This window comes from Actinoplanes sp. URMC 104, assembly GCF_051386375.1.
Classification (GTDB): domain Bacteria; phylum Actinomycetota; class Actinomycetes; order Mycobacteriales; family Micromonosporaceae; genus Actinoplanes.
In genome coordinates this window covers 19,927-32,771 of record NZ_JBPQTO010000004.1, presented here as the reverse complement: position 1 = coordinate 32,771, position 12,845 = coordinate 19,927, and the positions used below count along the sequence as shown (strand labels likewise).

The 12,845-nt window shown below is 68.8% G+C and carries 8 protein-coding genes and 1 pseudogene; 2 read left to right on the top strand and 7 right to left on the bottom strand.

Annotation, left to right across the window (positions count from 1 at the left end; genetic code table 11):
• Positions 1-64 precede the first annotated feature (64 nt).
• On the top strand, positions 65-3,205 hold the full coding sequence (locus ACSNN8_RS13955; protein WP_436649596.1) for a BTAD domain-containing putative transcriptional regulator: 3,141 nt from the start codon (positions 65-67) through the stop codon (positions 3,203-3,205).
• A gap of 1,045 nt (positions 3,206-4,250) precedes the next feature.
• Positions 4,251-4,784 carry a hypothetical protein gene (locus tag ACSNN8_RS13950; RefSeq protein ID WP_436649595.1) on the top strand — a complete coding sequence of 178 codons (534 nt, stop codon included), beginning with the start codon at positions 4,251-4,253 and terminating at the stop codon, positions 4,782-4,784.
• A gap of 296 nt (positions 4,785-5,080) precedes the next feature.
• Here ACSNN8_RS13950 and ACSNN8_RS13945 read toward each other — a convergent pair whose 3' ends face one another.
• The 7 genes and pseudogenes from ACSNN8_RS13945 to ACSNN8_RS13915 form a co-directional block, all read right to left on the bottom strand.
• A complete protein-coding gene (locus ACSNN8_RS13945) occupies positions 5,081-6,580 on the bottom strand; it encodes a VWA domain-containing protein (RefSeq protein WP_436649594.1) in 1,500 nt (499 codons plus the stop codon).
• 130 nt (positions 6,581-6,710) lie between these two features.
• Complete coding sequence (locus tag ACSNN8_RS13940; protein WP_436649593.1) at positions 6,711-7,805, bottom strand: AAA family ATPase; 1,095 nt, start codon at positions 7,803-7,805, stop codon at positions 6,711-6,713.
• A 228-nt stretch (positions 7,806-8,033) separates the two neighbouring features.
• The gene (locus tag ACSNN8_RS13935; RefSeq protein WP_436649592.1) at positions 8,034-8,522 is read right to left on the bottom strand and encodes a hypothetical protein; all 489 of its coding nucleotides are present in this window, start codon (positions 8,520-8,522) and stop codon (positions 8,034-8,036) included.
• 48 nt (positions 8,523-8,570) lie between these two features.
• A complete protein-coding gene (locus ACSNN8_RS13930) occupies positions 8,571-9,101 on the bottom strand; it encodes a hypothetical protein (protein ID WP_436649591.1) in 531 nt (176 codons plus the stop codon).
• Positions 9,102-9,709: 608 nt separating this feature from the next.
• Positions 9,710-10,777 (bottom strand): annotated as a pseudogene (locus ACSNN8_RS13925) (DUF4314 domain-containing protein); the annotation flags it as partial.
• 218 nt (positions 10,778-10,995) lie between these two features.
• Positions 10,996-11,637, bottom strand: coding sequence for a GGDEF domain-containing protein (locus ACSNN8_RS13920; protein ID WP_436649590.1), 642 nt, complete (start codon positions 11,635-11,637; stop codon positions 10,996-10,998).
• Between the two features lie 96 nt (positions 11,638-11,733).
• Positions 11,734-12,696, bottom strand: a complete 963-nt coding sequence (locus ACSNN8_RS13915) for a MarR family transcriptional regulator (RefSeq protein WP_436649589.1) — start codon at positions 12,694-12,696, stop codon at positions 11,734-11,736.
• Positions 12,697-12,845: the final 149 nt, after the last annotated feature.

The following is a 12,845-nucleotide window of genomic DNA, read 5'->3' as shown; positions in this document are numbered from 1 at the left end:
GAGCGATCAGGAGCAAGCGGACGACCGCCCCCTGCGGCTCACCGATGACAGGAGAATGCCCACCATGTTCCGGCTGATCGCTGCCCTCCGTTGGATGCTGGCCGCAGCCGTGTTACTGATCGGTGCGCCTCTGGGGTTCGCCGTTGGCGGTGGGCTGCCCCATCAGATGCCCTCGGTGCAGCAGGTCCAGATGTGGTCGCAGGCGCCCCTGGAAGCAGGCAATGCCGCGATCACCGCCTGGATAGCGGTCTGGTTGATCTGGTCGGTCATCGCGGGCCTGGTGGTGGCGGCTATCTTGCGCCGGGTCGCGCGGGTGCGCTGGGAGCGGCTCGTCGCGCATCTGCCCGCGCCCATGCAGGGGCTGGTTGCGACGGTTGTTGGCGCGACCGCGCTGACTGCACCGCTGGCCGCCAGCACCGCCCACGCCGCCCCGCCGTCTGCGGCCAGCGGAGACACTCACGATGTGTCGCCCGGCATAGGCAGCGGGCACCAGCCAACGCCGCAGGCCGCCCTGGACGCTGCAGCGCAAGCAGCCAGCACGAGCCGCGATCACGTCATCGTCCGGGAGGGCGACACCTTGTCCAGCATCGCCGAACGATGTCTCGGCGACGCCAACGCATGGCCGGCAATCTTCGCGCTCAACCGCGGCACTGACTACCCCGACGTCGGCGGCAGGTTCACCGATCCGGATGTCATCTATCCCGGCTGGACCCTCAAGCTGCCGCCGACCGCCACCACACCGAACACCCCCGATCACGTGCCACCAGCCCGCAGCGGTACCGACGAGCCCCGTCCCGAGCCAACCGAAAAGCACGATCCATCAGCGCCGACGTCATCGCGCCCGCCGGCCCCCGCTACCACGACCGCACCGGCGCCGACCGAAGAGCCCGGTGGCGCCAACACCGCACCCGGCATGCCTGCCGAACACAGCGCGACGTACGTCCCGACCCCCAACGGCACACCCGGCGCCAGCGACGCGTCGCCGGGCGTGCAACTGACCAGCGGTAGCTGGCTCGAAGCGGGCCTGGCTACCGCCGTCGCAGCCGCCGCGGCCCTCATCTGGGCGCACCGTCGGCGCCGTTACCACCGCCGCCCGCTCAGCCCTGAGCTGCGCCTCGACGATCCAGACCTGGCTGCCATGCCGCCAGTGGTCACCGAGATACGCCGCCGGCTGCGCATCATGCTCGAGCCCGCGACGACCGCCTCTACCGCCACCTCAACCGCACTGATCCCCGCCCAAGCCGCCGAGGCCGGCGACGATGATGCCGACCGAAGCGGACCCGCTGCTGGGCTGACGAAAGAAGCGGCAGACGGACCCCAGCGACCAGGCGACACACGTCCCGTCGCTCCCACGTTGACCAAACCTGTGGCCGTGGCGTGGCCCACGTCCGGTCTCGGCTTGACCGGGCCCGGCGCCGTAGCCGCCGCGCGCGGGTTCCTGGCCACCGCGGTGGCCAACAGTGACCCGCAGGCGCCGGCCGGCCGTGTGGTGCTGCCCGCCATCACAGCGGTCATGCTGTTCGGCGACGCCGGCCATACTCTGCCGGCCGGCGACCGCGTCACCATCACCACTGATCTCGAAGAAGCCCTCAACCTGCTGGAACAGCAGATCCTGCAGCGGACCCGCCTGCTTCAAGACCATGAAGCCGACACCATCGCCGGCGTGCGTACCGCCGACCCGCACGAGCAGCCGGCACCACCGATTCTGCTGCTGGCCGACGCCACCGACAGCCACAACGACACTCGCATCGCCGCCCTGCTTTCGCAGGGCCACCGTTTCGACATCCACGGCATCTTGCTCGGCGACTGGCCCAGTGGCGACACCGTCGTCGTGGACACCGACGGATCCACCACACCGGCAGCCACCGACGACCACAGCCAGCAGCTCGCCGACCTCGACCGGGTCACCGTCCTCACGCAAGCCGATGCGCTCGCCGTGCTTGCCACCCTGCTCGAGGCGCACACCGGCCCGCCGCACCCGCAGACCAAGGCACACCCGCTCCAGACCACCGCGCAGCCACCGGCGACACCAGGGACAGCTGACGGCAGCCTCAGCCGCGGCCGAGCGGGGCGGGTCCTACGCGCATTGGCCGAGCTCGGCGACGCGACCGCGGCAGCTGTCGCTGCCCACCTCGACGTGCCGTACCCGACGGCCACCGCCGAACTCGTCCAACGCGAACACGACGGCCACACCGAAATCATCCGCACGGACACCGGACGCACCCTGTGGCGGCTCACCGAAGCAGGCCGAGCCGCCACCGATGATCCCGACATCGCCGCATCGTCACCAGCTCATACCGAGCCCGTCACCAACCCGCCGAGTTCCACCGGTGAAATTAGCGGCGGAACCGCATCTGCCGCCGGTCGCTACGCCGAGCTCGACACCGCCTTGCGCTGGCCGGACCGCGAGACAGTCTTCACCAGCGAGCCCCCGGCCGACGCGCCCGGAGACGACAACACCGCGCCGGGCCACGTCGACGTCAAGGTGCTAGGACCGGCCAGGATCGTCGCCGCAAAGCCCGACCGCACACTACGCAAGAAGGCGCTGGAGCTGCTCGTTTACCTGGCAGTGCATGACGGCAGCGCCACCGTCGACGCCATTCTGGAAGACCTGCTCCCCGATGCTCCGGCCAGCAAAGCCTCCGAGCGGCTCTACACCTACGTCTCCGACCTGCGCGCCGTCATGCGCCGCATCGGCGGGCCAGCCACCTACGTGACCCACCCGAACCGGCGGTACGCCCTCAACACCGACACGATCGACGTCGACCTGTGGCGCATGCGCGCCGCGATCCGCGAAGCCCACCAAGCCACCAACCCGCAGCAACGCATCACCGCACTTCACCGAGTCGTGACGCTCTACCAAGGCCCGCTGGCCGAGGACACCGACTACGAATGGGCGGAACCGTACCGCGAAGCCATCCGCCAGCAAGCCCTCGACGCTCACCTCGCCCTGGCCGACGCCCTCACCGGCAACCCCACCGACCAAGCCCGCGTCCTGGAAGCCGCCATCGCGCACAGCCCATACAGCGAACAGCTGTACCGCGACGCCATGCGCGCCTACGCCGAACTCGGCCGCCCCGACGCGATCCGCACTCTGCGCCGGAACCTGACTCGGGCATTGGCCGAGATCGACGCGGAACCGGACGACCGCACCATGACGCTCGCCGATGAACTGATCGCGGGCATCCAGCAATTCGGGCGCTGACTTAGCCGTCGCACCGGCCGACGCTCGGCTCTCGCAGCGAATGGTGGACGGCACGGTCAATTGCCGGCAATTGCCGAAGGCGTCTGGGCACGAGCCAGCAGTGGCCCTCACGTCCCGCCCCATACGCGACCGCTCCCCCACGCAATCTCCACAACGAGAAAATGACTTGGTCCTGCCATCCTGCGCTCGCGATCAACGAGGCTGCACCCACCTGCACGAACCGCGAATCACAACCTGCCGCTGAGGCCGAACCGACAGCAGTCACTCGGGGCGGTCACGTCTGACTCCCGCAGATCTCACCCAACACACCGACACGCGCCACACAATGGGAAACCACCGGCACCTCTTAACACCGGCCAGGATGGCCACGAGCAGCCCAACGTAGGCACAACGCTAGAATCCAACGGGCGCCAGGCGGCGGCTCACATCTGTACGGTTCTCCCCGAACGGAACGCCGCTGTCTGGCACCCCATGGTTGCACTTGCGGCCGACGTCACTACTGCGACTTGGTGCCGGCCGGCCGCCGGCCCCCGGCCAAGAGCAGACGACTGAAGCGCCTGGAGGGCTTACCGGCGGGCAGTATGGCCGCGACTCCGATGCCGGTGACGCGTAAGCCCTTAGTTAGCTAGGCATGAGAAGGCGCGAAGACGTAGGCCCATGCTCACCGCATGCGCCGGGCGACCCGCCAGGCGCCGACCCGGCTATGTTTCCCAGGATGCTGCGTGCTTAGTCGCTGGTCGGAATGTGTCACCGGTGGAGGAGTTGTGCTGGGCCTGTCGCGACCCAGCGGCTGAGCGAATCCAGGACCGGTGCGCAACTGCTGACCAATCCCTTCGCAATAGAGGTGCGCAACTGCGTACCTTTTTCGTGCCGTTAGCAGCCTTCCTGGAGTTTTTCAAGTGAGCGCTCGCGGCCATTCGAATTATTACTCAAGGAAGTGCACCGAATACACTCGGACACGCAAGTCTCAAATTCTCATTAAGCGACAATAGTTCGCAGGTGCGGGGCTTTCGTGCACTCGCTCATCCCTATACGCTCCCGCCTCATGACTAAGTTTCAGACATTGACGCGTATCTTGATCGCAGTGGGTGCCGCGCTCGTCTCGGTGTTGGCGGCTGCACTGGTGGCGACCCCCGCCGAAGCCGCGGGGCGTATGTTCATCCACCACAACGGGCTCTGCGTCCGGGAGGTTTCCCAAGATCCTCAGCTCAAGGCCTGCAGCCAGACGCCGGTGAACTACCGGAACTGGTCGTTCATCGGTCTCAGCTCCTACAACGGTCACCAGGTATATCGGTTCAAGAACATCGCCACCGGAAGATGCGTCAACTCGTTCGGCAGCGGCGGCGGGCCGGCCAGCTTCGTCTGCAACAACCAAATCGGTTACGGCGGCGACGAGTGGGAGGTTTTCAACGTTGGCTCCGGCACATCGCGGAGGCAGGTGCTGAAGAATCTCTACACCTACTTCGAGGACGGGAAGCACGAGTGCATCCAGTACGTGTCCGACCCGGCATACTCCTCCAATCTCATCCAAGCGCCCTGCAACCTCAACAACAAGGCGCAATGGTTCCGTCTGTTCTAGAGCACCGTTCTGCTCTCAGGTGCCTGCTCGCCGCTGCGGCGGCGAGCAGGCCTTCAGGCAAACGCCTCTGAGGTCGGTACCACGGAACTTGTGTGGCTTGGGCATTCGCGGCGACAGCGGGTTACCGACGTCCGCGACGGTTCGTCTGACTCCTCCTGCTGTCCGCAGGGTCGCGGTTGAGAGGTTGGCGAGTTGCCGTGCGGTGCGCGTCCGATCTTCGGCCGAGTCCTTCAACTGGTCGAACCCGTGCGCCTCCGTCCAGGGCTGAAAGCACACGGTCGGTGTGCCCTCGGTAGTTAGGCGTTCTCGAGCGCTGTGAGTGCGGCGTCGGCGATGCGGGTGACCGCGTCGACGGGGTCGGCGACGGTGATGGCGGTGGTGTCGGCGAAAGTGTGCCGGGCAAGCCCGTCGGGATGCAGCCACAGCACGCCGCAACCGGCCAGGTGCAAGGTCGTGATGAGTTTCTGCGCTGCCGGCTTGTCGGTGACGGCGCCATCGGAGACGACCGCGCAAAGCCGCAGGGCGCGGCCGTGTCGCAGGTTGAGCAGCTGGTCGGCGAGCTTCACCGCGTCGCAGAAGGTGTGGGTGCCTCCGCCTGCCTGCATGCGCAGAATGTGGCTGGGCCGACTCCTGGGGCTCACCAAGAGGCTGGTCTGATCACCGAAGCCGATCGTGGTGGTGACGGCCTCCGCGCGGTGCGCGGCGTGCGCAAAGATCCACGCCGCGGATGACAACTCGGCTGCGTAGGAGTGCATGGAGCCGGACAGGTCGACCAGAATCGCCAGGTGCAGGGTGGGTTTGGGCGGCGGTTGCTGGGTGCGGTGCTGCCACGGCGCGGCGGTCGGTACTTGCCCTGCGGCGATCTGGGCCTCGGCGGCGACGGCGTTGCGGGTCCGTAGCCGTCCGGGAGGCACGACCGAGCCGCGCTGGACGGTCTCGGGGTGGCGCGTTCGTGCTCGTTGAAGGCGTTCGGCGAGCTGCCGGGCTGCGGTCTGCTGCTCGCGGGTCGGGTTGGTGCGCGGCCAGCCATCGGGTGGGGTGTGCCGGCGGGTAAGTACCTGTGCCTGGTAGTCGGCGGAGGTGAGCCCGGCGGTGACGGCGAGGAAGTCGGTCAGCGCCTGCTCGAGCAGGCCAGGGAACGCGCCTGGGTCCGGGATGGGAACGGTGTGCTGCCGGTGCGGGTCGATGCCGAGGATCTCGCACCACCGGCGGGCCAGCTCGATCATGGTGGTGGCGTCGGTGTCGTCGACGGAGTGGGCCTGCCGCCACACGTCACGTAGCTGCTGCAGCCGGCGGCGGCCGACGACGGCCGTCACGGCGCTCCGGACGGTACGCACGTCTTTGCTGGCTAGGATCCGGGCGTCGACGCGGGCCAGTAGGAGCGCGGCGAGGACACCCGCGTGCCAGAGATCGTCGACGGGGGCGATGCCGGGATGCACCACTGCGTTGATCATGTGGCGTAGCCAGCGGCGGTCGGCGCGTCGGCGGCTGCGTTGGCGGCTTTCGGCGCGCGACTCTTCGAGGAGTTCGGCGGTGTCGGCGAGGATCGGCGGCGTGCCGGGCGGTGCTTGCCACAGACTGTGGGCAGCGTGGGCGCTGCCGTGGATGAGAAGCCCGTAGCCAGTGGGCACGATCTTCTTGTGGCCGGCTTTGCGCGGGTCGGCGACGTCGGGGGTGTCGGCGATGTAGCGGGCGTCGATCTCGATACGGCGCAGGTCCGGGTAGAAGCATTCGGGGGCGCCGCCGCCGGCGCCGGGGGCGACATGCACGTGCAGGTCGGTGCGTCCGGTGAGCACGGGGACGTGCCGTGTCCAGGCGTCGGACCAGGGCTGCCAGCCTGGATCGACCGCGGCCGGGATGCGAGGGGCTGGACGGCGGTGGGTGCTCGGCTGTGACATCAGTGGGTGCCTCCATTGCAGGTAGGGGTCAGCGTTTACCGAGGGCGAGAGGCTTGATCGTCTGGCCGGTGTGCCGCGACAGTGCGGATGTGATTTCGGTGCGGCAGCCGTCGGGGGCGATGCCGGCCAGGTTGGACAGGGCGGCGGCCATGCCGAGGTTGTCGCGGACTTTGACGAAGCCGAGCAGCTCGCGCAGTTGCGGTGCCCAGCTGATCCGGCCGGCGGCCAGGTCGTTGTTGCAGTCGATTGCGGCCGCGACGACCTTGGCGGGTACGCCGAGCTGGCGGGCCAGGTCCCAGTCGGTGGTGACCTCGATCTGCACGGTGAACCGGGACGCCAGGGCTTCGGTGAGCACGGCACCGTGCACGCCGGGGTTGTGGCCGCCGCACACGTAGAACCCGTCGGCGGCCTCGACGGTCTCGGCACCCTGTGGCGTGTTGACGGTGACCTTGCCGCGTCCGTCCATCGCCGGGTACAGCACCGCGAGCACGCGTGGCGGGATCAGGGTGGCGTCGTCGACCAGCAGTGCCCGGCCCTCGCGCATGGCGGTGACCAGGGGTCCGTAGACGAAGCCGTAGCCGCCGCCGGGTAGCGGGGCGTAGGAGCCGAGGAAGTCGTCGACGATGGTGTCGCCGGTGCCTGCGACGGTCAGCAGGTCGGGAAAGGCGGCCTCGAGCATGGCGGTCTTGCCGGTGCCTGGCGGCCCGTACAGCAGGACTGGCAGCTTCTGCCTGCGCAGTTTGTGCAGGACGGTGATGTCCCAGTCGCCGCCGAGCCGGCGCTGGTAGTACAGCTGCCCACCGGGCCGGGTGACCGGCGTGGGTCGCGCGGCGTGCCGGCTTCTGCCGCCGCCACGGGTGCTGCCGGCCGCGGGCGGTATGGCACCGGCGGCGGCGATGCCAACCTGGGTGATCTGGAAGCGGTGTGGGCTGGTCTGGTGGGTGGCGTGTCCGGCAGCTGCCATCTTCTTGCCGACTTCGAACACGGCGCCGGTCGAAGGAGCGCCGATGGCTCTGGTGATGTCACCGACTTTGAGCAGCTCGTCGGGGTGATCGCACAGGTAGAGGGCGACCTTGCGGTACAGGTATCCGGGGCCGTTGGAGGCGGGCGGGGGTGCGGTCATGGGCGTGGCCTTTCCGTAGTGCGGAGGAGGCCTGCGCACCCGTCTCCGGGTGCGCAGGCCTGGGAGCCGCACAGTGGAGACGGGTCGAGATCGTCGTGGACGGTTCGATCTCGGCGATTGAACACGGGTAACCGCGCCCGGCTGGGCGTATCGGTCACGGGTCATTCAGCGAGCGCCCGGCTTCGGCCACGCGGGCGGTGGCCGGGGTGTGCTCGGATGGTGGCGCCGTCAGGGCGTGGACTTGGGCGGCGGTTCGATCTCGGTGAAGCCGAAGAGTCGCTCGATGGCTTGCAGCGCCTGGGTGGAGTACCGGTCGGCGAAGCCGCGGCATACCGCCGGTGCCACGTCGTCGGGTGCCATGCCGGGCAGCGTGCTGTGGCAGATGATGTAGCTCTCCGCCTGGCGGGCCTGCTCGACGAGCTCGTGTAGCCGGCCTTGCGACAGCTGCATGAGGTTGCCGGGCCGGAACACGCACGTGTGACACATCCGGGTCAGCAGCCGGGTTCGCAGGGTGGCCGGGTCGCCGACCGACAGGTTGTCCGAGCCGGTCACCGCTGCCGGGCTCTGCTCGGCTGCGTCGGCGTTGAGCGAAGGTTGCCGCAGCGGCGGCCGTCGGAGGATCGGGGCATCGGGGCCTGCGGGCGCCGCTATGGCCGGCACGTCGGCGGTCGAGGCGTGGTGGGGTGGGTCGGCGTTGGCCGCCGGGTTGGGGCGCATTGGGTTCACTCCTGTGGACATGAGTCGGTGGTCTGCGAGGTGGAAGATTCAGCTGTCTGGTGGGCGTCGGTGGGCTTTCAGGTGCGCGGTCAGCTTGTCCAGTTCTTGGTCGCTGAGTTCGTCGAGATCCAGGTTGGTCAGTTCGTCGTGCTGGCACAGGTAGCTGAGCATGAGGGCGGTCAGTTCGCCGGCGGTGGGCAGCTCGACGGTGTCGGCGGCTTGGGTGAGGACGTCGCATTCGCCGTCCGGGTCGTTGCCGTCGTGCTCGCATGCCTCGTTGAGCGCGCCGTTGTCGTAGCCGAGCAGCGGCGCGCCGTCGAACGTGACTGGGTCTATCCGCCACCGGCCGGTGGCGTCGAGGAGCAGATAGACGCCGGATTTCTGTTCGATGGTGTGTCTGCATGCGGCATCGTGCAGCAGCGCGGCGGCGGCTGACTGCCGCTTGTCGTGGGTGGAGTCCAGCGTCTGCCGCAGGCCGGAGGCTTGGCGTGCCTCTGCGGTGGGAAGAGCGTTCCATCGGCAGCGGATGTTCTCGTAGCGGCGGTCGGCATCCCGGAACCGCTCGACATAGGTGTTCACAGCGGCCTCCCTGGTGAGGTGACACGTGTAGGCGCGGCATGCAGTCAGGGCTGTGCCGCATCGTGGGCTGTTGTGCTGGTGCCGGGCACCGTCGACCAGCTGGTGCCGGTCCAGAGCTCCCACCGCTGGCCTGGGGCGTGGGTGAGCGTGCGGCCGAGGTGGAGCAAATCCCGCGGGCGTCGCGGGATGGGGCGCAGCGGTCGCAGACGGTAGATTCGGCCGGTGTCGTCGACGAGCCGCAGCACGGTGGCGCCGTCGGCGCCGGCGAGCGCGACCGCCTGGCCGAGGACGTGCTCGCGGGCCACCGCTTGTAGCACGAGCGCAGTGTCGGCTGGCTGGCCCCGGTAGCGGCATCCGGCGAGGTAAGAGCGCAGAGCATCGTGCGCGATTGCTGCCTCGGGCGGCTCGAGCATCACCGTCCCGGTGCCGTCGGCGCTGACCGCGGCGACCGGCTCGTCGTCGAGGACCGGGGTCGCGGTGAACGCCGTGTCGGGCTTGCCGATCGATATGGCGCCGCCGGGTTGTACGTCGGTCAGCCGCAGCCGGGTGTGCGGTACCCGCAGGCCCGGTGTGTGAGCCAGCAGCTCGAACTGCTGCTGATCTCCCGGCTCGGGCAGGTCACCCACGACCCGGTCACACAGGTACGGGTCGACGGCTTCCCAGCACCAGTTCCACCCCATCACCACGTAGCGGCCGTCGGCGTCGGGGGTCAGACGCTCGATTGCCTCCGGGTCGCCGTACAGGCCACGCTGGTCGGCGATGATGATGTCGCCTTCGACGCGTAGATCGGCCAGCTCGCTGTTGACCCGCTCGTCCAGCTGCGGTTCGGGCACTCCGCTTCCTTGCAGGGCCTCGCGGACGTACCGGCGTTGCTGCTGCTGGTCGGCCACGATGGCGTGGGCGACCTGCCGGGTGCAACTGAACACAGCCCAGCCGTTCCACCGGTCGATCAGCGTGCCGACGAAGCCGACGCCGATCCGGTCGACATCGGTCCAGGCCCAGTCACCGGCGAACACCCCCACACTGCCGACGCGTACCTGATCGGGATGCAGGTGGGACAGGTCGCGGCCGTTCGGGCTGCTCGCCAGCCGGCACAGATGCTCGACGCGGTCCAGGACGGCGGTGTCATAGGCGTCGCGGTAGGCGTCGATCGCCGTATCCCGCTGGTGGTCGTCGAGACCCTGCCACGCTGGCCCGGTGTCGGCGACCGCTGCGGCGTACAGGTCGCTCTCGCTAAGACCGTCGACCGACTCCCTGGACAGATTGAGGTGGGGAAGCAAGTCCAGTACGGCCGGGTCACCGTCGGCGATCTCGGTGAGGATGCGTCGCGCCGTAGGGCGAGGTTCTGCGCAGGCTCGGCCGCCGATGGTGTCCTGCGCCCACCAGTCGGCGGCGTTGCGACCACTCTCGGCGCCAGCGGCGCGCAGCAGTTCCAGACTGCTGGCCCACCGGTCGGCGTCGGCGCCCACCGGATCGGCTACCGCGCGGAGCGGCTGAATGCGGTCGCCGGCGTCGAGGCACATCGCCAGGGTGGAGCCGTTGTCCCAGACGACGTGAACGGTTTGCTGGTCAACGTCGTGACGTTGCACGGTGCCGGTGTCCCCGGCCCGCAGGGTGGTGTACGGATCGCCGGTGTGGACCAGGGCGATGCGCTGCCCTGGCTGATAGATGGTCATGGCATCTCCATTGCTTGCGAAATTGATGGGCGGGCGGGTCGGACGCGGCTGTTCAGGCAGGTGGTCGGGAGAGGGCGCGGCATGCTGGGTTCGAGGGGCCACGTGCTCGGCGAGGACTAACCGCGGTTTAAGGCGGCTACTCGCTTGCGGCGGTGAACCCGCTGGATGGCCTGGTGAGGTTCCTCGGGCGTCCACGTGGTGCCTTGGAGCGCGGCGGCTCAGCCGCGGGGCAGGTCGCGGTAGCGGGCGTGCCGTGGCAGGTGCGGGCCGCCGGTGCCGGCGGCGTGGATGCCGGTGCCGGCCTGTTTCGCCTCGTACATGGCCATGTCGGCGGCCCGCAGCAGCTCGGTGGGTGTAGCACCAACGCCCGCGGCAACGTGTCCGATGCTGGCGGTGACCTGCAGATAGGTGTCGCCTACGGGGATCGGGTCGCGGGTGACCGCCCGCCACGCGGCGGAGGCGGCGGAGGCAACCTGTTCGGTGTCGCCGGTGACCAGCAGCGCGTATTCGTCGCCGGAGAGGCGGGCGACGAGACTTACCGGAGGTACGAGGGCGTCGAGGCGGCGCCCGACGGCGGTGAGGACGTGATTGCCGGCCTGGTGGCCGAAGGTGTCGTTGATGCGCTTGAAGCGGTCGAGGTCGAGCATGATGAGGCCGACGTGGTCACCGTCGCGCAGGGCGCGGCGCAGGGCGGTCAGCAGTGCGCGCCGGTTGAGCAGGCCGGTGATGTCGTCGTGATGGGCGAGGTCGCGCCAGCGGTCCAGTGTCCGGTGCTGCCGCACCAGCAGCATGCCGGCCACCGCCAGCCCGGCGAGCAGGCCGCCACCCGCAGTGAGGATCGAGGCAAGTGTAGGAGACACTTCTTGGGCTCCTTGTCGCTTAAGGAGCACCGGGGGCAGGCGTGGTTCCGGGAAGTTCGACGCCTGCCTTCCGGGCTATGGATCCGGATGGGTGTGTCAGGCGTCGGTTACGGACAGGCGAAACGTGGCGGGCTTTTCCACCAGCAGTACGGCTCGGCCGCTTTCGGCGAGCTTGTGGGCGGCGTTGGCGACCGCTCCAGCGCTGGCCTTTCTCGCGCTTGCGCCCTCGTTGGCGCGGTCGATCAGGATGCACAGCTGGCTGATCTTGTAGCTGGTGTCCGGGTTGGCCTCGAGAATGTCGAGGATTGCCCCGCGTAGGGAGCCTGACGGCCGTCGGTGGGATGGGGAGGTCGTTGCTGCGTCGGTGAGGTGGCCGCATGGCGCGGTGCCCGGCCGGTGTGAATCCGCGTCTTCGGCCGCCGGGTTTGCAAGGCTGGCGGCAGTGTCTGGTGGTGCCGGCTCCGTCGCTATCTGGCCGCCGGTCGAAGGGAAAGTTGCAGCGATGCCAGCAAGCTCGGGCTGCTCGCCGATGTCGTCGATTGTTCCCGTTGCAGCGGCGGATTCGGATTCGGCAGTGTCTGCGGACGCGGGTGCGGAATTGGGCTGTGGCTCAGCGGGATCCTGATCGTTGTGACAGTTCTCGGTGGCGTCGGTCGGCTCGCCGGTATCCGGCAACGTGGTGCTGTCCGGGACCGCTGGGCAGGCCGCGACCTTAGACACGGCCGAGGCAGCCGCGCCGTCCTCGGCCGGTGTGGACACAACGTGGTCGTCGATGCGAGGGGAAGAAGGGGGCGTCACCGTGGCGGCGTGCTCGCTAGGGGTTTCGGTGGCGGCGCGGCCGTTGGCGGTCAGCCGCCACAGCGTCTGGCTGGTGTCGTTGCGGAAGCGCTCGGCGTGCCCGCTGGCCTCCCAGGCGCGTAACTTCGGCGTCACGGTCGAGTAGCCCAGCTGTGTGTATTCGGCGACCGTGGCGGCGGTGGCCTCGCCGAGGTCGGCGAGGGCGGCAAGAACTTCGAACGCGCTGTGTGCGGGTGCCGCAGGGGTGCGGGGGAAAGTCATGACTGAGGGAGTCCTCTCTGCTCGCGGCGGATGGGGTGTGCACTGATCCACGTCTCCTGCAGCGCATTGATCAAGTGCGATTAGGGAGTTGGAGCTTTTGCGGTGTCATGCAGGGCGGGATTTGCCTTGGCGGTAGCCGTGTCCGAGCC